Below are 24535 nucleotides of genomic sequence, written 5' to 3' on the forward strand. Positions count from 1 at the left end.
CGGCCTGCTTCGGACCTTTCGCGACTATTCTTAAATTGTTAATATCCGTAGAATACCTGTGTGATTGGCGAACTCTTGTCCAGGATCAGGGTGTTGTTTCCGTTCTTTAAGGATGCTTTGGCTGCGTCCAGAGCACGGACGAAGTTGTAGAAGTCTGCCTTGCTGGCATCGTTGTAGGCATTGGAGAGGATCTGCATGTACTGGGCCTCGCCTTCTGCCTTGATTTTCTCTGCCTCGGCATTGGCTTCGGACTTCATGACGGATACCTCTTTCGTGGTGTCGTTCTTGATCTTCTGAGCGGAGGAATTACCCTGGGCTGTGTAGGAAGCTGCAATGTTATTTCGTTCCGAGATCATACGGTCGTACACGGACTGTTTGTTATCATCCGGCATATCCAGGGATTTCGTCTCTACCGCCAGAACCTCTATGCCGTATCCATCCAGGGAAGCGCCGATGTTATCTTTGATATCTTCTGCCAGCTTTCCATCACGGTTCTCGATGATTTCTGTCTGATCCATGTTGGAAATCACAGACTTCATGGAAGAAAAGACCGATGCCGCAATACGGGACTGGGCCTGGGCTACCTGGCCATTTAAATGGCGGGTGAAGAGCACCGGATCGGAAATCTTCCAGAGAACAAAGGCATCCGCGATCATACTCTTTTTATCCTTCGTGATGACATCCGATTTCGGGATATCATAAATCTGAAGTGCTTTCGGGATCGGCGCACTGGTCTGCACGAATGGGATCTTTACGGAAACGCCAGGAGTCTCTACTACACGGACGATCTCACCGAACTGGCGCACGATCATATATTCATCCGGGTAGGTGATGACCAGGGAATTTCCTAAAACAAACAATGCCGCAATGATGATCAGGCCGCTGAAGGCTTTTGCTATTTTTTTCATGATGAACTTCCTCCTTCCGTGTCCTACTGTGCATTCGCAGAATCAGTATCTGCGGCCTGCCCGGTACTGTTGCCGTCTGCTTTGGTATTGCTGTTTCCAGTTTCCGCTGCTCCGCTGCCTGCTGACTGCATTGCGGATGTAAAACTGTCAAGGGGCAGCATTTTCTGGGTACCGCTCTCATCCACAATGTAAACCTTCATGGACGGAAGCACATCCTCCATGGTCTCGTAGAACATACGCTGCTTTGTGATAAGCGGGTACTTGCTGTACTCCGTGTACATCTGCTCAAAACGTGCCACCTGGCCTTGAGCCTCGTTGATGCGGGCTTCCTTTTCTGCCTCCGCGTTCTTGATGATCTGGTCGCACTCAGCCTCTGCCTGGGGAATCTTCTCATTGCGGTCCTTGTTGGCATTGTTGATGGCCGTCTCCTTGCCCTGCTTCGCGTTTTCTACATTTTTAAATGCGCTTAAGACCTCCTCTGTTGGAGGGAACGCGTCCTGAATGGTGATGTTTACCACAGAAAGCCCGATATCTTCCGCGATCATGCGGTTGGTCAGCTTCTCCTTGATTTCCGACTGGATCACCGCTTTTCCGGTGGTAATGACATCGTCCACATTATAGATGCCTACCGTATCACGGATGTAGGACTGCGCCAGCATTTTCAGGGTAGCCTCCGGATCTGAAGAAGCATACAGATACTTCACCGGATCATTCACCATGTATTCCAGATAGAAGTCGGTGTTAACAAAGTTGAAATCCTTGGTGATCATGATGGATTCCTCATCCACCGACTCGCCACTCTCCGGAATATAGCCGATCGGCATGCCTTTGATGCCCTTGGAAACCATGGTCACATTCTGAATGAACGGAATCTTAAAATGCAGTCCCGCCTGGGACTCTGCCTGGGGACTTCCAAGGGTTGTCACCACCGCGTAGTTTTCCTCATCAAGGACATAGTAGCTGTTGATGCCAATCATAGCCAGCGCCACCACCGCAACAGCCACTCCGGTATTGCGGAACAGACGGAGTTTTTTCTTTTTGTTCTTTATAGGATTGCCGTCGGAATCAAAGCGTTCCGGTTCTTCATTTTTTGAACCGCCCGCACTGCCATTTTGCCGGTTCTGGTTTGCGCCTCCGGACTGTTGCTTCTGCCACTGGTTCTTCTGCTGCTTCTGCCGCAGCTGTTCTTCCATCTGCCTGCGCAGATACTCAAACGGATCCTGACCCCCAAATGGATTCTGGTTCATGAAATTCCTCCTCGCGTTGTATCACTTCTGTATTAGAATGATGATTTTTCTTGTCAGTTTCTTAACAAGTATAGCATATTTTTTTCATAATAACACCCCAAAATACGATCTTAGTCTGTTTTTAACTTTGATAACAGTGCTGCCTATTTTCATAATAAGCTCTGAGCTCTGTAACTGTTTGTTGACAAACCCACCTCTTTTCAGTATAATCCCAGTGGGTGAGTACCTACCGGCAGTTAGGCTAAATGTCTAACTGCTTTTTTTATACCCCGAAAACAAAAACAGAAGATGGGACTCAGCCAGAATGTAAATAAGAACAAACGGAGAAGAACATGGGAGGATTATTCAACAAAACAAGGGAAATGCTACAGGATGGGCCTTTCCTGAAAAAAGCACTTATGATTGCATGCCCTGTCGCATTGCAGGGAATGTTAAACACCATTGTAAATATGGTAGACACCCTTATGATCGGAGGCTTGGGATCTACAGCGATTGCAGCTGTCGGCCTCGCAAACAAGGTATTTTTCGTATTTTCTCTGCTGGTATTCGGAATTGTCAGTGGCGGCGGTATTTTAGCTGCCCAATTCTGGGGGAACAGTGATGTCAAACATATCCGGAAAGTCCTCGGACTTTCTATACTTCTGGCACTGACCGGTGCTCTGTTTTTTGTAATTCCGAGCCTGAGCAATCCGAAAATGGTCATGAGGATCTTTACTACCAGCGAAAGCAGCATCGCACTGGGAGCACAATATCTGCGGATCGCAGCCATTGCCTATCCATTCCTTGCTCTTACCAATGTATATGTGGCAATGCTTCGTGCTACCAATATCGTCATGTTTCCGCTGATCTGCAGCTGTATTGCCATCGGTCTTAATATCTGCTTAAACTATGTGCTGATCTTTGGAAAACTCGGAGCCCCGGCTATGGGTGTTGCCGGTGCGGCCTGCGCGACTCTGATCGCAAGATGCATTGAACTGATTCTGGTTCTTGGTTATGTATATGGAAAGAAGCTTGCTTTAGCCTGCGGTCCAAGGGGCATGTTTGGCTGGTCCAAATCCTTTATCTTCCGTTTTGTGGAGACCTCTGCCCCGGTCATCGCCAACGAATTTATGTGGGGACTGGGAACGACCATGTACTCTCTGGCCTACGGACGTATGGGTGATGACGCAGTGGCCGCCATTACCATTGCCACTACGATACAGGACATCGCAGTTGTACTCTTTCAGGGCCTGAGCGCTGCGACAGCCGTAATTCTTGGACATGAACTGGGCGCCGGACACATAAAACAGGCTGAAAAATATGCCACTCAGTTTTTCATCCTGCAGTTTCTGGTCACTGTGACAGCTGATATTCTGCTGGTCTTAGGCCGCTGGAAGATCATCGGAATTTACAATATCACGCCACAGGTTGCTCAGGATGTAAACCGGTGCCTGCTGGTCTTCGCCCTCTACATGCCTGCGAAAATGTTTAACTATGTCAACGTTGTGGGTGTGCTCAGAAGCGGCGGTGATACAAAGATGTGTCTGTTTTTAGATACCAGCGGCGTATGGTTTCTCGGCGTTCCGCTTGCATTTTTAGGTGCATTCCTGTGGAATCTGCCAATCTACGGCGTATATGCCCTGGTTCTGACCGAAGAAATTTATAAGGCCATCCTCGGTTACCTGCGTTATCGCCAGAAGAAATGGCTGAAAAATCTGGCAGTTCAGGTCTGAATAGCTTTCCGGCATAAAAAATTCTGGTCATAGTTACACTGTATACATATTTTTTCTGCGCCTCATTCGGCATACATTCCGATAAGCCCTCCGCAATTTCCGACACCTCTTTATAATGCGGATCCTGCTGCAGCGAATCTGCGCTGCCGGACACACAAACTGCCGCATAGGACGGAACTGTCAGACTGATTGCCGCAAATACACCAAACACTGCACCTAAAATTTTCTTCTTTAAATTTTTCATATCCATCGTCCTCTCAATTTTTTCTGTTTCTATCATAACTGAGAGGATTTGGTACTTTTGGACAGTTGCTCAGGCAACAAAAAGCAGAACCATGGCTATTCCTGCACATACTTCTGCATATTCCTGCTCCCGGATCTGGTCGAGGGCTGTGATGCAGGCCGGAGGGTTGGCAGGCAACGACAAAACCTGATAGTGATTCCAGACGTATGGGCTGGAGTGTTGGCGGACAACGATAAAATCAGTTACAAAGGGAGACTACAGCACTGCGGCGTTGTAATCTCCCTTTAAAAATTGCCACGGATAACAGTCCAAAATCAATGATACGTTTACCGCAAAATCCAATCATTCTTCATTTCTCACAGCGTCTTCCTTCCATACACCATTCTCATCCATATAATAATATTTCCCTGGCTCGGTCATGACCCAGCCGGTCTGCATGGCGCCAGTTTTGTCGGCGTAGTACCAGTTATCGTTCCAGACGAACCAGTCGGTGGCCATCTGGCCGGTTTCGCCCAGGTAATAGCGGTTTCCGTCCCGCTCCTGCCAGCCGGTGAGGCGGTAGCCCTGGTCATCGAGCAGGTACCAACTGGCTTCGATGCGCTGCCAGCCTGCGCCGAGGTAGCTTCCGTCCTCTAACTGGTAGCGGCTTCCTTCCAGATAGTTGCGCCACTTGCCATCTGTATAGCCGATTACCTGAGCTGCGCGATAGTCTGCGTCCGGGGAACCTACCCAACAACCGGCTTTCACATAGGCCTGCTCGCTGACTTTTGGTGTGGCCCGCACCACGAAGAAGTAGGTGTGAAGGTCATCCATGTAGGCGCTGAAATCGCAGGAGGTTTCCCCGGTGCGCTTTGTCATGACGCACTCGGCTTCTTCCATGCTTTCATCATCGAAATCCACCTTGCGCCAGTTGTCTTCATCCCGGTCCACGCTGTCTGCTATGTATAATTTCACCTGATACTCATGGGCTTTTGAAACGGAAGACCACTTGCCGGTAGTGTCCGTCTCCCACCAGACATGAGCCGGGGTACCAAGGTAGACAGTCTCCACGGCTTTATCGGATGCGTAGGATGGAAACTGCGGGACAGTCACAAACGCAGACGCAAGCACTACTGCTGCCGCAGCAGTGGCTGGCACAGACTTTCGCAGGCATCTGTAAGCAGCAAATGACATCTCTCTGCAAAAGCCTGAAACAAAACATGATTTCTGCCGGACATCTCCAGAAAACGATTTTTTGTCTCGAAATTCTTTTTTGCTCATGCTCTCTCTCCTTCCTTACTCACTCCGCAGCGCATCGATCGGGTTCAGCTTTGCCGCGCGGCTTGCAGGCATATATCCAAACAGCAGGCCGATTCCCACAGACACACTGAAGGACACGATCACGGCCATCGGGGTTGGCGTCGCGTTTAGCCCGGCCAGTGCTCCAATGGTGGAGGTGGCAATGCTTCCCAGCAGAATTCCGATCACACCGCCCAGTGAACTGGTCACCGCCGCTTCAATAACAAACTGCTGCATAATGACGCTCCGCTTTGCTCCCAGTGCCTTGCGGATGCCGATTTCTCTTGTCCGCTCTGTGACTGACACCAGCATGATGTTCATAACGCCGACGCCTGCCACCAGCAGGGAGATTCCGGCAATGCCGCCCAGGCCTGCCGATACCATGGCAATCATGCTGTTTAAGGAATCCAGCATCTCACTCATAGCCGTGACTGTATACAAATCTTCATTTTTGAATTTTTCATACAGGAAATTTTCGATCAGGTTCTTGCCTTCCGTTGCCGCGGACAGATCGCGGATTGTAAAGGTATAATTGTTGATGCTGGCATTGCGGGCCATCTTAACCGCGCAGCTGTAGGGCATGAACAGAAAATCATCGGTGCCGCCCTCTTCCAGTGTATCGTCCTGCTGTTCCACCACGCCCACAATCTGAAACGCATATCCGTTTACCTTGATGGTCTCGCCGTAAGCCTTCTCTGCACTTCCGTACAGCTCATCTGCCACATAAGCACCGATCAGGCAGACCTTGTGCCGTGCGGTAATGTCAGCATACTGAATGTTGCGCCCATAGGCCAGCGTCCAGTCCTTGATGCCGAGATAATCCTCACTGATGCCGTTCACTGATGTAGAAGTCATAGAGTCCGTGCCGTTTTTTACGGTAGCACTGATGCTCACCATGGGCGTCATATGGTCAAAGCTTTCGGTATTTTCCTCATAAAACGCATACATCTCATCCACCGCTACTGACCGGGACGGAAGATTGACCATATTTACGCTGATCTGGTTTGTTCCGAGGCTTGCAAAGCTTTCTGTCATATAGGACATGTAGGCGTTCACCAGACTTACCAGAATGATAACCGAAGCCACGCCGATGATAATGCCCAGCATGGTCAGAAAGGAGCGCATCTTGTTGCTCCAGATACTCTTGATGGCCAGCTTAAATGATTGCAGCATAGTCTTTCACATCTCCATTAAAATTGATCTTTCCATCGTGGATCCGCACCACATGCTTTGCCTCCAGGGCAATGGCATTGTCGTGGGTGATCATGACGATGGTGTTTCCTTCTTTGTTGAGTTCCTTCAGAAAATTCAATACTTCATGACTGGTTTTGGAATCCAGCGCGCCAGTTGGCTCATCCGCCAGGATCAGGGACGGATCTCCTGCCAGGGCCCGGGCAATGGAGACACGCTGCTGCTGGCCGCCGGATAGCTGGTTCGGCATGTTCTTCCATTTATCTGCCAGTCCGACCCGCTCCAGGGAACGCATGGCACGCTCCCGCCGCTCCTCTGCCGGAACCTTCGCATACAGAAGCGGAAGCTCCACATTTTCCAGAAGGTTGGATTTTGGAAGCAGGTTGTACTGCTGGAAAATGAAGCCGATCATCCGGTTGCGGATGTCTGCTAGCTGGTCATCGCTCATCTGGTCTACATCCTCACCGCCCAGCAGATAACTGCCGGAGGTGGGCACATCCAGCGCGCCGATGATGTTCATGAGGGTGGATTTTCCGCTGCCGGACTTTCCCACAATCGCCACGAACTCGCCGCGGTTGATGGTAAGGGAGATGCCGTCATTGGCACGGACTTGCTCATCTCCCATATGATATATTTTGTAAATGTCTTTTAATTCGATCAAAGGTTCTGCCATCTATACTCTCCTTTACGGCATTCCGCCGCCACCGCGGTTTCCGCCATTTCCACCGCCACGGCTGCCGACGTTTCCGCCCTGTCCGCCATTTCCGCCGCCAGGGCCGCCTCCCATGCCGCCGTCAGGACCGCCCATTCCGCCCATCTGGAACATATCGGTGCTGGTATTGCTGGACGCGGAATCCACATAGACCTCATCACCCTCGGAAAGACCGCTTGTGATCTGCACGTAATCATCATTGCTGATTCCTGTCTCCACATCCACTGCCTTAAATCCGGCCGGTATGTTGCCCTGCTGTCTGGTCACGCTGTCATCCTTCACATACACGCGGTTGCCACGCATCAGGGAATCCACCGGAATCATCAGCGCATCATCCACCTGATCCAGGATGATAGTTCCATCCACGTTCATACCCGGAAGCAGGTCTCCCACCTCATCCAGAGTCACAGTAACCGGATAGTTGGTAACGCCGTTACTCTGGGAGCTCTGCAGGCTGATGTTAGTGACCTTGCCTGTAAAAGTTTTTCCTTCAATGGCGTCCGCCGTGACATTGACCGTCTGGCCCACCTTGACCCGGCCCACATCCAGCTCATCCACAGACATCTCGAAGGTTACCTCAGACAGATCATAAATGACTGCCAGGGTCGAAGTGGAGCTGCTGGAGCTTCGGGCAATCTTGTCTCCTGCCTTCACGTTCTTGGTGATGACCTGGCCGGAGATCGGCGCGGTAATGGTATAATTATCGTAGGTTTCCTGCTTATTGTCCGCATTGCTCTGGGCCGACTCAATCTTCTCCTGAGCCTGGTCCACCGCATCCTGATAGGAATCCAGAATGTCTTCCACATCCTTACTCTTAATGCGGAACAGCGGCGTGCCGGAGGTCACATAGTCACCCTCATGCACCAGAAGCTCCTCAACCTCCAGACTGCCGTTTCCGGTAATGGATGCCTTCATGGTGGTATCGGTCATGGCCTCAAAAGTGCCCTCACTGCAGCAGACAAATTCACCGATGGTAACGGTGGCATTGTGGGATGTGGTCAGGCCGCCCGGGTTTTCCACCTCCATAGTAACGTAGCGGACGATGCGCCCGCCATCCAGTACCTCATCCATGTTGCTGACTGCCGTAACCACACCCGTAAGCTGCTCCTCGGTGTCGGTCAGGGTGACCACAGCCTGGCTTCCCGCCGGGATAACCGCAGCTTCCCCTGCCAGAAACGGAACCTTCAGCTTCATAGTCTGGTCATTATAAAGCTCCGCCAGATCTGTATTGGAACCCACCTTATCTCCCACCTGGATATTTAATTTTTTAATAAATCCGGTGCGGGTAGACTTATAAGTATTGCCGCTGTAATTGCTGACTGCTTCCTGGTAGTCCTCCAACGCCTGCTGATAGCTCTTATTTGCACGGGCCAGGGAATTTTCTGAGGATTTCAGATCTGACTCTACGGAGGAAGCATCAATCTGATAAAGCACCTGTCCTTCCGTTACCTGATCTCCCTCCTCAAAATCTGCCGTCAGCACGGTTCCCTCCACCAGAGAAGTAATGGTATAGGTATCTTTTGGGGAAATGGTGCCAGAGGAAGTCAGTTCCGAAGTCAGGGTTCCCACGGTGGCTATGGCTGTCTTTTGCTCTCCCGTTTTTGCGCTGGCCATTTTTGCCTTTGCGCTGTGGCTGTGCCAGAACAAACCGCCGCCCGCAAGAACTGCCACTCCTGCGGCGATCAGCAGCACACGCTTCTTTCTATTTTTACCACTGAGCTGTTTTCCTTTTTTTCCAGATGCTTTTCCAGCATTTCCAGAACCGCTCGCTCCGCCTGTTCCATTTTTCCCTTCATAGTCCGCTGCAGATGGTGCCTTTCCAAATTTCGCAGATAATTTCTCAAACATATCCGGCCTCCCTTAATCTTCCACGTAATCCACAACGGTGTAGGTCGCGTCGCCGTTGGAATTCTCACTCTTCTCACAGATCAGCGTTACCCGGTCTCCCACACGAATGGAACCATAGACAGAGAAGGCAAACTGCATCTCGGAACTGCTCAGCTTGTATTCCTGCCCGTCATCCAGGGTGATGGAGGTCGGCGTCATGACATCACTGGAGCTATAATGTTTGTGAGGAAATAACAATTTAAGAATAGTCACAAAAGGTCCGAAGCAGGCCGGGGTGGTATCCCGCTGCGCAAAATATAAGTGCCGTGTTCGGACGATGTGGCTGACAGCCGTTTGCGGATAGTCGGACAAGATGTCCGCCTCCCGAAAACGTCAGTCGCCACATAGCCGGACACGTTGCACTTCTATTTATGCTACGCAGGATTCCACCCCGGCCTGCTTCTGCTTTCCTGGTTATTCTACGGTAGTAAAAAACACAGCCAGAACAGTATTGGTAAAATCTGGAATTCATGGCTTTTATCAGTACCGTTCTGGCTGATTTTATTTCTCTCTTAGCGGGAGCAATACAGCAGAAGCCGGTTATCCCGGCATTCCGCGGAGCATAAATATGGGTATACGTGTCCGGCTATGCAGCGACTGGTGTTTGAGGGAGGCGGACGATTCGTCCGACTATCCGCAAACATCTGTCAGCTGCATCGTCCGAACACAATACCCATATTTTGCGCAGCGGTATGCCGGGATTACCGGCTTCGGACCTATATTGGTATTGCTCTTAAATTTTTATTTACGCAAAAAAGAAGTCTGCTGCCAGACTTCTTTTTTAACGACCCGGATGGGGTTCGAACCCACGACCTCCGCCGTGACAGGGCGGCGCTCTAACCAGCTGAGCCACCAGGCCATCTTATAAATTGTATGTATTGCTCATGCAATAACAACATTATATAAGATGACCGACTTCCTGTCAAGCGGATTTTTTTATTTTTACAGGCAAATGTTACGCCAGGTTTGTATATCCCATCAGATATTTATCCACTTCTTTTGCCACATTGCGGCCTTCATGAATTGCCCATACCACCAGGGACTGTCCCCGGTGCATATCGCCTGCGGTGAATACCTTCTCTACATTGGTGGCATATTTTCCGGCTTCGGTTGCTACGTTAGTACGGGCATTCAGTTCTACGCCGAATGCGTCTGCAACATAGCTCTGGGCACCTAAAAATCCTGCCGCGATCAGCACCAGGTCTGCCGGTACCTCCTTCTCAGAGCCTTCCACCGGCACCATGGACATGCGTCCAGTCTCCGGGTTCTTCTCTGCCTTCAGGCTGATGAGGATGGCCTTTACCAGCTTTCCGCTCTCATCCTTCACAAACTCCTTCACGGTAGTCTGGTAGATGCGCGGGTCATGGCCGAACACGGCAATGGCCTCTTCCTGGCCGTAATCGGTCTTTAAGACGCGCGGCCACTCCGGCCAGCTGTTGTTCTCGGTGCGCTTCTCCGGAAGCTTCGGCATCATCTCCAGCTGGCTCACGGAAGCGCAGCCATGGCGGATGGCGGTTCCGACACAGTCGTTTCCGGTATCGCCGCCGCCGATGACGATGACATGCTTATCCTTGGCGGAAATGTAGTTGCCGTCCTCCAGATTGGAGTTTAACAGGCTCTTTGTGGTGGATTTTAAGAAGTCTACCGCAAAGTAAATGCCCTCCGCGTCACGGCCCGGCACATTGATATCCCGCGGATTGGATGCGCCGCAGGCCAGAACCACGCTGTCAAATTCCTTTAACAGCTTTGCAGCCTTGTAGTTCTTTCCGACATTGGCGCTGGTCACAAAGGTCACGCCCTCTTCCTTCATCACATTGATCTTGCGGTCAATGATCTGCTTTTCCAGCTTCATATTCGGAATGCCGTACATTAAAAGGCCGCCTACGCGGTCCTCCCGCTCAAACATGGTGACATTGTGACCGCGCTTGTTTAACTGGTCTGCCGCAGCCAGGCCGGACGGGCCGGAGCCGATGACTGCGATTTTTTTATCAGTGCGCAGCTTCGGCGGTCTCGGTCCTGCCTCGCCAGTCTCATACGCCTTTTCAATGATGGCATGCTCATTTTCCTTGATGCTGACCGGATCTCCGTTCAGGCCGCAGGTGCAGGCTGCCTCGCAGGGAGCCGGGCACACACGGCTGGTAAACTCCGGAAAGCTGTTGGTCTTTTTCAGGCGGTTGTAAGCCTGACCCCAGTTTCCGGTGTACACCAGGTCATTCCACTCCGGAACAAGGTTGTGGAGCGGGCAGCCGGACACCATACCGTTCATCATCATACCGGACTGGCAGAAGGGGACGCCGCACTCCATGCAGCGCGCGCCCTGTTTTCTCTGCTGTGCCTCTGTCAAAGGAGTGTGGAACTCATTGAAGTTCTTGATGCGCTCCAGTGGTGCAGCCGCCTTGCCGTTTACTCTGTCATATTCTAAAAATCCTGTTGGCTTTCCCATCGTCCTCTCCTCCTTACTTTCTCTGATTTGCGTAGAATGCCTCGATCTGGGCCTGCTCACTGCTTAAGCCCTTCTCTTCCATCTGTACGATGGTGTTCATCATGCGGCGGTAGTCATGAGGCATTACCTTCTTGAATTTCGGCAGGTACTCGCCAAAGTGGTCCAGAATCTCTTTTCCGCGCGCAGAGCCTGTGTATGCCACATGATCCTGGATCATCTCTTTCAGTTCCTGGACATCATACTTGTTCGTTACTTCCTCCAGGGAAACCAATTCCTTATTAAGCCGCTTGTACAGATCACGCTTCTCATCCAGTACATAAGCAATTCCACCGCTCATGCCGGCTGCGAAGTTCTTTCCGGTGGTACCAAGAACAACCACGCGTCCTCCGGTCATATACTCACAGCCATGATCGCCAACGCCCTCAACCACTGCCGTTGCGCCAGAGTTGCGGACGCAGAAACGTTCACCGGCCACGCCGTTGATGTACGCCTTTCCGCTGGTAGCGCCGTACAGGGCAACGTTTCCAATCACGATGTTATCTTCTGCCTTAAATTTCACATTTTTCGGCGGATATACGATCAGCTTACCGCCGGACAAACCTTTTCCGAAGTAGTCATTGCTGTCGCCACAAAGCTCCAGGGTCAGGCCCTTCGGAATGAAGGCGCCAAAGCTCTGTCCACCGCTGCCGTTACACTGAATGGTAAAGGTATCCTCCGGCAGTCCGTCCGGATACTGTCTGGTAATCTCGGAACCAAAAATGGTTCCCAGGGTACGGTCTACGTTGGAGACATCTACCTTCAGGCTCTTCTTCTGTCCCTTGTTCAGGGCGGTTTTTAACTGCTTTAAGAATACCTGCTCATCAATAGTCTGATCCAGCTTGAAGTCGTACTCCAGCTTGTCGCGGTATCCGCGGAAATGCATGCCCTCGTAGGGATTTCCAAGGATATTGCTTAAATCTACCTTGTTCGCGCGCTCAGACGGAATGTGCTCTTTCTTCTTTAATAAATCGGTGCGTCCCACCAGCTCGTCCACGGTACGCACACCGAGCTTTGCCATATATTCACGCAGCTCCTGTGCTACGAAATGCATGAAGTTTACCACATACTCCGGTTTGCCCTTGAAGCGTTTTCTCAGCTCCGGGTTCTGAGTCGCGATGCCCACCGGACAAGTATCCAGGTTGCAGACACGCATCATGACGCAGCCCATGGTTACCAGCGGAGCGGTTGCGAAACCGAACTCCTCGGCACCCAGAATGCAGGCAATAGCCACATCACGGCCAGTCATCAGCTTACCATCGGTCTCCAGAATGACTTTGTCACGCAGGCCGTTCATGATCAGGATCTGGTGTGCCTCAGCCACGCCAAGCTCCCACGGAAGTCCCGCATTGTAGATGGAGTTTCTCGGAGCCGCGCCGGTACCGCCATCAAAGCCGGATACCAGGATAACCTGGGCTCCTGCCTTTGCAACACCGGCTGCTACGGTTCCCACACCTGCTTCCGATACCAGCTTGACGGAGATTCTTGCTCTGGTGTTGGAGTTCTTCAAGTCGTAAATCAACTGTGCCAGATCCTCGATGGAGTAGATATCGTGATGCGGCGGCGGGGAGATCAGGCCGACACCGGTTGTTGAATGACGGGTCTTAGCTACCCACGGATATACTTTTCCGCCCGGAAGCTGTCCGCCCTCACCAGGCTTCGCGCCCTGCGCCATCTTGATCTGGATTTCCTGGGCACTTACCAGGTAGCGGGAAGTTACACCAAAACGTCCGGATGCCACCTGCTTGATGGCAGAACAGCGGTTGTTGTTCTTCGGTCCCGGAACCAGGCGCTCCAGGCTCTCACCACCCTCACCGGTGTTGGACTTGCCGCCCAGACGGTTCATGGCAATAGCCAGGGTCTCATGGGCTTCCTGGGAAATGGAACCATAGGACATGGCACCGGTCTTAAACCGCTTCACAATGGAATCCACGCTCTCAACCTCATCAATCGGGATGCCGCCGTTTTCATCAAAGTTAAAGTCAATGAGGCTGCGCAGATTGATGGTCTGCTCTTCTTCATTCAGCACATGGCTGTACTCTTTAAAGATCTCATAATTTCCGGTCCATGCCGCCTGCTGAAGCAGATGGATGGTGCGCGGATTGTAAAGATGCTCTTCCTGTCCGGAGCGCTCTTTGTGGCTTCCCACACTCTCCAGGGTCAGATCCACATCCAGACCCAGCGGATCGAATGCGGTGGAATGCAGCACATCCACATCGTTTGCAATATCTTCCAGAGTGATACCGCCCACACGGCTGACGGTGTTGGTAAAGTACTTGGCGATGACCTCTTTGGAGATACCGATGGCCTCGAAGATCTGGGCTCCCTGATAGGACTGGATGGTGGAAATACCCATCTTGGACGCGATCTTGACAATGCCGTGGAGGACTGCGGAGTTGTAATCATTTACCGCTGCGTAATAATCCTTATCCAGCATCTTGGACTCAATCAGATAGTGAACCGACTCCTGAGCCAGATACGGGTTGATGGCACTTGCGCCAAAGCCAAGCAGGGTTGCAAAGTGATGTACCTCTCTCGGCTCTCCGCTCTCCAGGATCAGTGCCATGGAAGTGCGCTTCTTGGTCTTTACCAGATGCTGCTGGAGGGCAGATACGGCTAACAGGGACGGAATCGGCACATGGTTCTCATCGATGTCGCGGTCAGACAGGATGATGATGTTCACGCCATCACGATGCGCACGATCCACCTCCAGGAACAGGCGGTCAATAGCCTTGGCCAGGGAAGTATTCTTATAATAGGTAATCGGGATCACTTCCACCTTGAATCCCGGTTTCTTCATATATTTAATTTTTAACAGATCGGTGCAGGTCAGGATCGGGTTATCTACCTTTAAGATGTGGCAGTTTTCCGGAGCCTCCTCCAGAACATTGCCCTCCTCACCGACATAGACCGTGGTGGAGGTTACGATCTCCTCACGGATGGCATCAATCGGCGGATTGGTTACCTGGGCGAAGAGCTGTTTGAAGTAGTTAAACAGCGGTTGATGCTTTTTGGAAAGTACGGCTAACGGGCTGTCCGCACCCATGGCGGATACTGCCTCAGCACCGTTTAATGCCATCGGAAGGATCATGGTCTTGTACTGCTCATAGGTATAACCATAGGTCTTCTGAAGCTGCGCGCGCTGCTTCTTTGTAAGCTCCGGCACTCCCTTGTTCGGGATCGGCAGATCTTTGAGTTCCACCATCTGGACATCCAGCCACTCGCCATAGGGCTGACGGGATGCGTAGCGAAGCTTTAATTCTTCATCCCCTACCAATTCACCCTTCACGGTATCAATCAGGAGCATCTTGCCCGGTCTTAAGCGCTCTTTCTTCACCACATGAGACTGGTCGATGTCGATTGCGCCAACCTCGGAAGCCAGGATCACCTGGTCATCATCCGTAATGTAGTAACGGGACGGACGCAGGCCATTGCGGTCGAGAACCGCACCCATCACATCTCCATCACTGAATACAATGGAGGCCGGGCCATCCCACGGCTCCATCATGGTTGCGTAGTAGCGGTAGAAATCCCTGACCTCCTGGGGCATGAACCGGTCATGCTGCCACGGAGCCGGAATCAGGATCATCACGGCCATCGGAAGCTCCATGCCGCTCATGACCATGAACTCCAACGCGTTATCCAGCATTGCGGAGTCAGAACCTTCCTGGCTGATGATCGGCAGAACCTTGTACATGTCGGACTTGAAAAACTTGGTCTCCATGTTTTCTTCACGGGCCATCATCTTGTCTACGTTGCCGCGGATGGTATTGATCTCACCGTTATGTACGATGATACGGTTCGGATGGGCGCGCATCCAGCTCGGGTTTGTGTTGGTGCTGAAGCGGGAATGCACGGTTGCGATGGCGGACTCGTAATCCGGGTCCTGCAGATCCTCAAAGAACTGACGCAGCTCCTTTACCAAAAACATACCCTTGTATACAATGGTACGGCTACTCATGGATACGACATACGTATCGTCGTTGCTCTGCTCAAATACACGACGTGCCACATACAGACGGCGGTCAAAGTCCAATCCTTTTTCCACCTCTGCAGGCTTTCCGATAAAGCCCTGCATAATGTAAGGCATCTTTTCCACGGCCTTGTCACCAATCTCCTCCGGATGGGTCGGAAGGGTTCTCCAGCCAAGGAACTTCAGTCCTTCCTTCTGGACGATAACCTCCAGCATCTTCTTTGCCTGATTTCTGGCAAGCTCATCCTGGGGGAAGAAGAACATGCCGACACCGTACTCCCGGGCCTCGCCAAGCTCAATGCCCAGCGGCTTTGTCACTTTCTTAAAGAATTTGTGGGAGATCTGCAGCATGATGCCGACACCGTCTCCGGTCTTTCCCTCCGCGTCCTTACCTGCGCGGTGTTCCAGATTTTCTACAATGTGAAGGGCCTGCTCCACGGTGCGGTGGCTCGGAATACCCTTGATATTGGCTACGGCACCGATACCGCAGTTGTCATGCTCAAAGCTCGGATCATAAAGACCCGGAGCTTTTGTCTGGTGATCCAGTGTGTCTGGGGATTTTGTTAAGGTTCTCTGATCGCTGTCCATAAATCATTTCCTTTCTAATGAAATAAAAAGGGCACGAAAATTCAAAATGAATTTTCGCGCCCTCGCGATTTCCTTGTGTAATCTTTCCTGCATAATACTACACATTTTTTCATTTGTAAATCCTTTTTTGAAAGTTAAATTGTCAATTTATTTATTTTCTTTTGTTTTTCACGAAAAAAAACAGGATTTCATAGCCTTTTTGCACAGAAAAAAGGTACTTTCCGGAATATTCTTCCGAAGAGTACCTTTTCCTCACAGTTTGTTTGCTTTTATCTGCTCAAAGAAGACTTACATTTCGCCAAGACCGCTCTCAATTGCCTTGCTTACGGTCTCCATAGCTGCTGCCTCATCCTCACCGTCACAGATCAGTGTAATCTCAGTGCCGGACTTGATGCCTGCTGCCATTACGTTTAATACACTCTTTGCGATGATTCTCTTCTCCCCGCACTCGATGATAACATCACATTTGAATTTCATAGCAGTCTGGGATAAAACGCCTGCCGGTCTTAAATGAAGTCCGGACGGATTTACAACTGTTAAATTCTTACTAAGCATAGTTCACGTCTCCTTTAGAATTGATTTCAAATCTCTATAAATTTTATTACAAATCACGAAAAGTGTCAAGATTCTTCCAGAATCTACCTATCCTCTTTTTAAGAATCATGAAGCCTCTCTTCGGCGTCACGCTTTGAGAAAACGCATCCACAATAATTCTGCCGGTATAGTCCGTACAGTGCGGACAATTCTACCGACCTTTTGTAACCGTTTTTCTTTTTGAAATCAGATGGCAGATGCTCCACTTTATAAAGTTCAGAGAGTTCTTCCCCGATTTCATTCAGCTTCTGGGCATTCTTTAAAGGACTGATGGTAAGGGTGGTGGCAAAGTAATCGAATCCGCCCTCTGCCGCCATTTTCGCCGCCTCCTCCAGGCGCAGGCGAAAGCACCGAAAACAGCGTTCCCCGCCCTCCGGCACCTGTTCCAGACCGCGGCTTACCGCGTAAAAGCGTTCCGGCTCATATGCTCCCACCACCAGATGAATGGGATGCTTCGCAGGCAGCTCACGGATCAGATGCTGCTGCTCCGCTGCCCGTTTTTCATATTCCTCTGCCGGAGAAATATTGGGATTATAGTAAAATACCGTAATCTCAAAATAATCGGATAAATATTCCAGTACATAGCTGCTGCATGGCGCGCAGCAACTATGCAACAAGAGCCGGGGAACCCGACTCTTGCTCTCATTTTCTTTTATGACTGCTTCCAGCTCGCGCTGATAATTTCTGCGGTTCATAGTATCTCCATTTACAGGAAATCACGGATGCGTTTGCTCCGCACCGGATTACGCAGCTTTCTGAGGGCCTTTGCCTCGATCTGACGGATACGCTCACGGGTAACGTTAAACTCTTTTCCGACTTCTTCCAGGGTACGCGGATGACCGTCTTTTAAACCGAAACGCAGTTCGATGACCTGACGCTCACGCTCCTTTAAGTCTTTCAGAAGGGAATCGATATGCTCTCTTAACATAACGTTCTCAACGTTGCCTTCCGGAGTCACTACATTGCTGTCCGCTACGAAATCACCCAGATTGGAATCATCTTCCTCACCGATCGGGGTTTCCAGGGAAGCTGGTTCTCTGGCGATCTGCATGATCTCCATAACCTTGTCTTCTGACATCTCGAGGGCGTCGGCAAGCTCTGTCACAGACGGCTCATAGCCCAGCTCCAGAGTCAGCTTGCGCTGCATCTTTGACATCTTGTTGATGGTCTCAACCATATGCACCGGTACACGGATCGTACGCGCCTGGTCCGCGAGCGCACGGGTTACAGACTGTCTGATCCACCAAGTCGCATATGTACTCAGCTTATATCCTTTTGTATAGTCAAACTTCTCTACACCTTTGATAAGGCCCAGGTTTCCCTCCTGAACCAGGTCAAGGAAGCTCATGCCGCGTCCGGTGTAACGCTTTGCGATACTGACTACCAGACGGAGGTTTGCCTCAATCAGGCGTTCTTTGGCATATTCATCGCCTTCTGCCTTGCGCTTTGCAAGCGTAAGTTCTTCCTCTGTGGTCAGCAGCGGTACGGTACCGATCTCCTTCAAATACATGCGGACCGGATCCTCGGTTCCGATTCCCTCAAGCAGATCTACCGCATCTAACTCGATATCCTCGGAGTCTTTCATGAAGCTGTCGTCCATATCGACGTCATCATCGTCGAGAAGCAGACTGTCATCTGCAAGGGCAGCGTCATCAATGACAGGGACTACGTCAATATTTTTCTCCTCGAGGAAGCTGTATATCTGCTCCATCTTCTCAGGACTAAGGTTTTCCCCTTTAAAAAAGTCATTGATCTCCGTGATGTCCAATGCATTATGCTTTGTTTTGGCAACTTCTACCAGCCTTTTCAGCTTATCTAAAAAATCGTCTTTTTCCACAGTAACATCCTTTCAGTTGAAGGTTTACGAAAGCCTACACAACAAACCATTATATAATATCCAGCGTCAGATTTCAACAATTATTTTCATTATTCTCTGTTTTTATTCTCTGTTTTTTCTGGTCTGACCCCTTGATGCCGGCGGGCACAGGATCATGATCTGCTGTGGAAGATTCTGAATGACCACGTCTGTCCGGGTTCCGCCAAATTCGCCGTCCAGAACCCAGTCTACCGGCTCCTGTGCGTGAATGGTAAGCACGTTCGTTTTAAATTTATAAACCAGATCGCTGTTTTCCCCTTCCCTCATCAAAAGTCCGGTCACAATACCGCTGAGCTCCAGCGGTGTTTTGGGCGTGCGGATGAGAAGCACCTCAAACAGTCCGTCATTGAGCGCCACGTTCTGGTTTACCAGGCCTTTAAAGCCGCCTACACTGACTGTGTTTGTCACCATGCCATAAATAAACTCCCCCTCCAGTGTTTCTTCCGGACAGGAAATCTTCATGGAATAGGATTTGATGGAGGCCAGGCTTTTCACGCCTTCCAGAATATAGGCCTGATGTCCCAGCAGGTTTTTCTTGTCCTGAGGCGTCAGGTAGGAAACCTCCGTGAATGCGCCAAATCCCGCCACATAGACAAAATACCGGTCTTCGCAAAAATGTCCGATATCAATGGCGTAGGGGCTGCCATTCACGGCATTCAGGGCCGCCGGCATCATCTGCTTTGGAAGCTTTAAGCTGGAAGCGAAATCATTCGTAGAACCGGCAGGGATATAGCCCAGACTAATCGGTTTTTCAAGCTCCATTATGCCAGAGATCACTTCATTTAAGGTTCCGTCACCGCCGCTGCACACAATCAGATCCTTTTTCGCGCCATACCTAAGTACCGCGTCTCTGGCATCGAGGGCTTTCTGGGTCACATGCACCTGCACCTGATACCCGGCACCTGTGTAAGCATCCAGAATATCCAGAAGTTTTAAGCGGATCTTCTCTCTTCCGGATCTCGGATTAATGATCAGAAGCATCTGTTTTTTCTTAGCCATATGATGCTGCCAGCCTCCTTCTCTTCATTATCGTCATTCTATCATCTTTGTATACCTGCCAAAGGCATTCGGCAGGGCATAAATCGTTTTCAGATCTTCTTTTTCCGCCGCAATGTAAGCTTTCGGGATTCCGTTCTTTAACCGTACCCGGTAACCCGTCATGTGCCACTCCACATGGGAGAAGATATGTTTGGCCGGACCAACCGGCTCCAGCTCCACAATCTCCCCCGGATCCAGGCCAAAAGCCTCCGGCACCTCCTCCGGCGCGAGATGCCCCGCGCGGTTCGGCAGCTCATAGAGGGATGCCAGAAGGCCGCTGTCATCCCGCTTGTTTAAGCCCACCTGGTCCCCGCACTCCAGAATGCAGACCGTCTTATCTTCCAGACGGCGTTTTTTCGGCGGTGTCTTGACCGGGATCTCCCCGATCAGATCATGGCGCTTTGCAAGGCAGATGGATTCAAGCGGACATTCCGCGCAGTGAGGCGCACCATTTGGCACACACACGATGGCACCGATCTCAATGAGTCCCTGATTGAAATGACTGGCCCGGTCCTTCGGCATGGTCCCCCGAAGATGGGTCTCCATCCACTTTTTCGTGGAAGCCTTTAAAATATCTTCCCGGCTGGCCGTCACTCTGGAAATAACCCGGAGTACATTGCCGTCAACTGCGGGAACCGGATGACCGAACGCGATGGAAGACACTGCCCCGGCCGTGTAGCTTCCAATTCCCGGAAGCTTTAACAACTCATCATACTGCTCCGGCATCGTTCCGCCATATTCCTCCATGATCACTCCGGCCGCCTTTTTCAAATTGCGCGCCCGGTTATAGTAACCGAGGCCCTCCCAGAGCTTCATCAGCCGGTCATCCTCCACAGATGCCAGCGAAGCCACATCCGGCAGCGCCTCAAGAAACCGTTCAAAATAGGGTTTGACCGCTTCTACCCTGGTCTGCTGCAGCATGATCTCCGAGATCCAGACACGGTAGCCTTCCGGGTTTTCTCTCCAGGGAAGGATACGGGCGTGTTCCTCATACCAGGCAAGCAGCGGACCATTCATGGCCCGCAGCCTGGCATCCAGATCCAGTGTCTCATCATCACGCTCAGAAACCTTTAAGCGGTCATACAGCTGTTTTGCGTCATACATATCCATAAATTCCTCTTACTGACACTTCTCCGGAATTGACCTCCCGGATGGTGCCGTCCGCAAGCTCTACAATCAACTCGCCCGCGTCATTGATTCCGTGGGAAATTCCGGTATAATCGCCTCCCGGCGCCAGCACCTTTACCTCCCGCTCAACATTGACCAGTTCATGATTGTAGCTTTCTTTCAGCCGGCTCATATCCAGTGTTTCACGGTAAATGTCATAATATTCCTCAAAGGCACACATCACGCCATTGATCAGTGCCGCGCGGTGGACCGGATGCCCCAGCTCCAGGGCCAGGGAGGTAGCCGTAGCGCGGATTTCCTCCGGAAAGTCCAGGGTATTGGCATTGATGCCGATTCCTACCACCACATAACGGATGGAATCCTCCTCCGTGCTCATCTCTGTTAAGATCCCACAGATTTTTTTGCCATTCACCACAATATCATTCGGCCATTTGATCAGACACTCCAGGCCGGTTACATCGCTCACGGATTTCCGCACAGCCATGGCCGCAAGAAGGGTCAGCATGGAAGCATGTTCCGGCGCAAACTCCGGACGTAACAGGAAGCTGTGCCAGATCCCGCTGCCCTTGGGAGAATCCCATCTGCGTCCTCTTCTGCCCTTTCCGGCCGTCTGGATCTCTGCCACCACCAGAGTACCCTCCGGCGCGCCCTGCTCCGCCATGCGGCGCACTTCATTGTTGGTGGAATCGATCTCTTCAAAAAACTTTACATTCTGTCCCAGCCAGCCGGAAGTTAATACAGCGCGGATTTCTGCTTCATTTAAGATATCCGCGCTGTCATGTAAACGGTACCCCCGGTTGCGCACTGCCTCGATCTCATACCCCTCCGCTTCAAGCTGGCGGATCACCTTCCACACCGCTGTGCGGGATACCCCGAGACGTTCACAGAGTTCCTGACCAGAAACATAGCCGTCTGTCTCTTTTAAACATTTTAAAATTTCGTTTTTCAATCTTTACCTCCAGATGCTGATGGCACTTAGCGCGCCCAGTATCGTCAGGATCACTGCCAGCAGGCACTGGGCCGCTCCCCCCGCCTGCTTCTTTCTGTCGTGTCCGCTCATTCTGATCCGAAATCCGCCCATCACACCGTTTAACACGGCGGCCAGCCAGAAAATCACGGGGAACAGAATACTGTTCCCCTCCGGATCCAAAAACGCCAGGATGGCGCAGATAACAACAAGAATGCCGATCACGATATGCAGCAGGTCCAGAATCAGCGCAGCATTGCGCGGATTACGTTTTTTCTCCTGCCCTGCCATAAATTACACTCCAAGAGTTGCCATCATAACAGCCTTGATGGTATGCATGCGATTCTCTGCCTCATCAAAGACTTTAGACTGCTCAGACTCGAATACCTCGTCCGTTACCTCCATATCGGTGATGCCGAAACGTTTGCCCATCTCAGCGCCGATTTTGGTCTTTAAGTCATGGAAGGACGGCAGGCAGTGTAAGAAGATTGCCTTCTCGCCAGCGTTCTTCATAACAGCAGAGGTTACCTTGTACGGAGTCAGGTCACGGATACGCTCCTCCCATACCTCATCCGGCTCACCCATGGATACCCATACATCGGTGCAGATTACGTCAGCGCCCCTGGTGCCCTCTTCCACGTTCTCGGTCAGGGTGATGGTACCGCCGGATGCCTTTGCGTACTCCTCACACTGAGCTACCAGCTCCGGGTTCGGGAAATATTTCTTCGGAGCGCATGCTACAAAGTGGAGACCCAGCTTGGAGCAGACGATCATCAGGGAATTGCCCATGTTGTAGCGGGCATCGCCCATGTATACGAACTTCACGCCCTTTAAGCGGCCAAGCTGCTCACGGACAGTCAGCATGTCTGCCAGCATCTGGGTCGGATGATACTCGTTGGTCAGACCATTCCATACCGGAACACCTGCGTATTTCGCAAGCTCCTCCACGATCTCCTGTCCAAAACCGCGGTACTCGATACCATCGTAGATGCGTCCCAGCACACGGGCGGTATCCGCAATGCTCTCTTTCTTTCCAATCTGGGAACCTGACGGATCCAGGTAGGTGGTTCCCATGCCCATGTCATGTGCTGCAACCTCGAAGGAGCATCTGGTTCTGGTACTGGTCTTCTCGAAGATCAGAGCCACATTTTTGCCTCTGTAGTTATCTACCGGAATGCCCTCTTTTTTCTTGCGCTTTACCTCTGCGGAAAGGTTCAGAAGGTACATGATCTCCTCCGGAGTGTAATCCTTCAGTGTCAGAAAATGTCTTCCCTTTAAGTTCATAATTGGTCTCTCCTCTGTATAAAAATTTTTATTGCCTTCCATCTTCTTTTTTTGCGATCTCAGCCACGGAAGTAACCAGACCTGCCATGCCCTGGATATCGGATGGGATGATGATCTTGGTAGCTTTGCCGTCTGCTGCTGCCGCAAATGCCTCCAGACTCTTAAGCTGAAGCACAGCTGCGTCTGCGCCGGCCTCCTTTAAGAAGCGGATACCATCTGCCTTTGCCTGCTGTACCTTTAAGATTGCCTCAGCCTCACCTTCCGCCTCGCGGATCCGGCGTTCCTTCTCTGCCTCTGCATGAAGGATGGCTGCCTGTTTGTCTGCCTCTGCGTCCAGGATCGCGGATTCCTTTTTACCTTCCGCAACCAGGATCGTGGATTTCTTCTCACCTTCCGCCCGAAGAATGGCTTCACGGCGCTCACGCTCTGCCTTCATCTGCTTCTCCATGGCATCCTGAATGGCTGCCGGCGGGATGATGTTCTTTAATTCTACACGGTTTACCTTGATTCCCCACGGGTCCGTTGCCACATCCAGGGATGCGCGCATCTTGGTGTTGATGGTCTCACGGGAGGTTAAGGTCTGGTCTAACTCCAGGTCACCGATGATGTTTCTTAAGGTGGTGGCCGTCAGGTTCTCGATGGCCATGATCGGATTTACCACACCGTAGGCGTAAAGCTTCGGATCTGTGATCTGGAAGAATACAACGGTGTCAATCCGCATGGTAACGTTATCTTTGGTGATAACCGGCTGCGGATCAAAGTCCACAACCTGTTCTTTTAAGCTGACCTTCTTTGCTACACGGTCCACAAAGGGAACCAGGAAATGCACGCCAACAGACCAGGTATCCAGGTAAGCACCCAGGCGCTCCACTACCAGAGCCTGTGCCTGGGGTACGATACGGATGCAGGATGCCAGCACTGCTAAGATTACGATCAGTAACGGAAAAATAAACAGAAAACCCATTATACTTCCTCCTTTTCTTGTGAAAGGCCAACTGCCTTTTCATCACTCACAATCAGTTTAACTCCCTGGATCTCGCGGATCCAGACTCTGGTTCCCTCCGGATAAACCGCATCCTCTTTTTCTGAGCGTGCGGTCCACTCCTGCCCCTGAACAGAAACCGTTCCGGTTTCTTTCGCATTGTTGACTTCGGCGGTTACCCGGGCATCTTTGCCGATCAGGCTGTCTACATTCGTCTTAACCGTAGAAGTGTTAATATACCGGACCGCCAGCGGACGGGTCAGGAACAGTAACATGAAGGAAATCACCACAAATACCAGCAGCTGGACCGGAACCGGCGCGCCAAAGAGGGCTGCCACAAAGGCAAGCGCCGCGCCTCCCGCGAACCAGATGGTGGTCAGGGCTGTGGTCATGATCTCAATGCCCACCAGTATCACAAAGGCAATGAGCCAGTAAATTGCTGCCATA

General features: G+C 51.3%; 20 protein-coding genes and 1 tRNA gene. 1 reads left to right on the forward strand and 20 read right to left on the reverse strand.

The features are described from left to right. Positions 1 to 38: 38 nt before the first annotated feature. Together DWY84_RS10915 and hflK are read right to left on the reverse strand one after the other, a co-directional pair. Positions 39 to 908, reverse strand: a complete 870-nt coding sequence (locus DWY84_RS10915) for a protease modulator HflC (protein WP_118533204.1) — start codon at positions 906 to 908, stop codon at positions 39 to 41. A 23-nt stretch (positions 909 to 931) separates the two neighbouring features. Continuing rightward, positions 932 to 2155, reverse strand: coding sequence for an FtsH protease activity modulator HflK (hflK, locus tag DWY84_RS10920; protein ID WP_243024833.1), 1224 nt, complete (start codon positions 2153 to 2155; stop codon positions 932 to 934). Between the two features lie 332 nt (positions 2156 to 2487). Here hflK and DWY84_RS10925 point away from each other — a divergent pair, with 332 nt between their 5' ends. Further along, positions 2488 to 3867 carry an MATE family efflux transporter gene (locus tag DWY84_RS10925; protein WP_243024834.1) on the forward strand — a complete coding sequence of 460 codons (1380 nt, stop codon included), beginning with the start codon at positions 2488 to 2490 and terminating at the stop codon, positions 3865 to 3867. 586 nt (positions 3868 to 4453) lie between these two features. On the opposite strand, the gene DWY84_RS10930 is transcribed toward DWY84_RS10925, so the two are convergent. The 18 genes from DWY84_RS10930 to DWY84_RS11015 form a co-directional block, all read right to left on the reverse strand. Continuing rightward, positions 4454 to 5371 carry a hypothetical protein gene (locus tag DWY84_RS10930; RefSeq protein WP_118533206.1) on the reverse strand — a complete coding sequence of 306 codons (918 nt, stop codon included), beginning with the start codon at positions 5369 to 5371 and terminating at the stop codon, positions 4454 to 4456. Positions 5372 to 5386: 15 nt separating this feature from the next. After that, positions 5387 to 6562, reverse strand: a complete 1176-nt coding sequence (locus DWY84_RS10935; RefSeq protein WP_118533208.1) for an ABC transporter permease — start codon at positions 6560 to 6562, stop codon at positions 5387 to 5389. Beyond that, the gene (locus DWY84_RS10940) at positions 6546 to 7253 is read right to left on the reverse strand and encodes an ABC transporter ATP-binding protein (protein WP_118533210.1); all 708 of its coding nucleotides are present in this window, start codon (positions 7251 to 7253) and stop codon (positions 6546 to 6548) included. The genes DWY84_RS10935 and DWY84_RS10940 overlap by 17 nt, the downstream gene beginning before the upstream one ends. 12 nt (positions 7254 to 7265) lie before the next feature. After that, the gene (locus DWY84_RS10945) at positions 7266 to 9140 is read right to left on the reverse strand and encodes an HlyD family efflux transporter periplasmic adaptor subunit (RefSeq protein WP_118533212.1); all 1875 of its coding nucleotides are present in this window, start codon (positions 9138 to 9140) and stop codon (positions 7266 to 7268) included. 12 nt (positions 9141 to 9152) lie between these two features. Beyond that, the gene (locus DWY84_RS10950) at positions 9153 to 9491 is read right to left on the reverse strand and encodes a hypothetical protein (protein ID WP_118533214.1); all 339 of its coding nucleotides are present in this window, start codon (positions 9489 to 9491) and stop codon (positions 9153 to 9155) included. A gap of 473 nt (positions 9492 to 9964) precedes the next feature. After that, positions 9965 to 10038: transfer RNA gene (locus DWY84_RS10955), tRNA-Asp, on the reverse strand. Positions 10039 to 10134: 96 nt separating this feature from the next. Next, entirely contained in the window at positions 10135 to 11622 is a 1488-nt protein-coding gene (locus tag DWY84_RS10960) for a glutamate synthase subunit beta (RefSeq protein ID WP_118533216.1), read from the reverse strand. Between the two features lie 13 nt (positions 11623 to 11635). Continuing rightward, positions 11636 to 16219, reverse strand: coding sequence for a glutamate synthase large subunit (gltB, locus tag DWY84_RS10965; protein ID WP_347560789.1), 4584 nt, complete (start codon positions 16217 to 16219; stop codon positions 11636 to 11638). A 288-nt stretch (positions 16220 to 16507) separates the two neighbouring features. Beyond that, positions 16508 to 16774: an HPr family phosphocarrier protein gene (locus DWY84_RS10970; protein ID WP_118533218.1), complete on the reverse strand. Its 267-nt coding sequence runs from the start codon at positions 16772 to 16774 to the stop codon at positions 16508 to 16510. A gap of 98 nt (positions 16775 to 16872) precedes the next feature. Further along, positions 16873 to 17508 carry an epoxyqueuosine reductase QueH gene (locus tag DWY84_RS10975; RefSeq protein ID WP_118533220.1) on the reverse strand — a complete coding sequence of 212 codons (636 nt, stop codon included), beginning with the start codon at positions 17506 to 17508 and terminating at the stop codon, positions 16873 to 16875. Positions 17509 to 17519: 11 nt separating this feature from the next. Further along, positions 17520 to 18650: an RNA polymerase sigma factor RpoD gene (gene rpoD / locus DWY84_RS10980; RefSeq protein ID WP_118533222.1), complete on the reverse strand. Its 1131-nt coding sequence runs from the start codon at positions 18648 to 18650 to the stop codon at positions 17520 to 17522. Positions 18651 to 18752: 102 nt separating this feature from the next. Then, complete coding sequence (locus tag DWY84_RS10985) at positions 18753 to 19688, reverse strand: YegS/Rv2252/BmrU family lipid kinase (RefSeq protein ID WP_118533224.1); 936 nt, start codon at positions 19686 to 19688, stop codon at positions 18753 to 18755. 33 nt (positions 19689 to 19721) lie between these two features. Then, positions 19722 to 20837, reverse strand: coding sequence for an A/G-specific adenine glycosylase (gene mutY / locus DWY84_RS10990; protein WP_118533226.1), 1116 nt, complete (start codon positions 20835 to 20837; stop codon positions 19722 to 19724). Beyond that, positions 20824 to 21804, reverse strand: coding sequence for a biotin--[acetyl-CoA-carboxylase] ligase (locus tag DWY84_RS10995; RefSeq protein WP_118533228.1), 981 nt, complete (start codon positions 21802 to 21804; stop codon positions 20824 to 20826). Before DWY84_RS10995 ends, mutY begins: the two co-directional genes overlap by 14 nt. A 3-nt stretch (positions 21805 to 21807) precedes the next feature. After that, positions 21808 to 22113 (reverse strand): DUF6637 family protein, encoded by a 306-nt coding sequence (locus DWY84_RS11000; protein ID WP_118533230.1) that lies wholly within the window; start codon positions 22111 to 22113, stop codon positions 21808 to 21810. Positions 22114 to 22116: 3 nt separating this feature from the next. Beyond that, positions 22117 to 23106, reverse strand: a complete 990-nt coding sequence (gene argF / locus DWY84_RS11005) for an ornithine carbamoyltransferase (protein WP_118533232.1) — start codon at positions 23104 to 23106, stop codon at positions 22117 to 22119. 28 nt (positions 23107 to 23134) lie between these two features. Next, positions 23135 to 24070 (reverse strand): SPFH domain-containing protein, encoded by a 936-nt coding sequence (locus tag DWY84_RS11010; RefSeq protein WP_118533234.1) that lies wholly within the window; start codon positions 24068 to 24070, stop codon positions 23135 to 23137. Then, positions 24070 to 24534 (reverse strand): NfeD family protein, encoded by a 465-nt coding sequence (locus DWY84_RS11015; protein WP_118533236.1) that lies wholly within the window; start codon positions 24532 to 24534, stop codon positions 24070 to 24072. The genes DWY84_RS11010 and DWY84_RS11015 overlap by 1 nt, the downstream gene beginning before the upstream one ends. Position 24535 lies beyond the last annotated feature (1 nt).

This window comes from Clostridium sp. AF27-2AA, assembly GCF_003478505.1.
GTDB lineage: Bacteria > Bacillota > Clostridia > Lachnospirales > Lachnospiraceae > Brotaphodocola.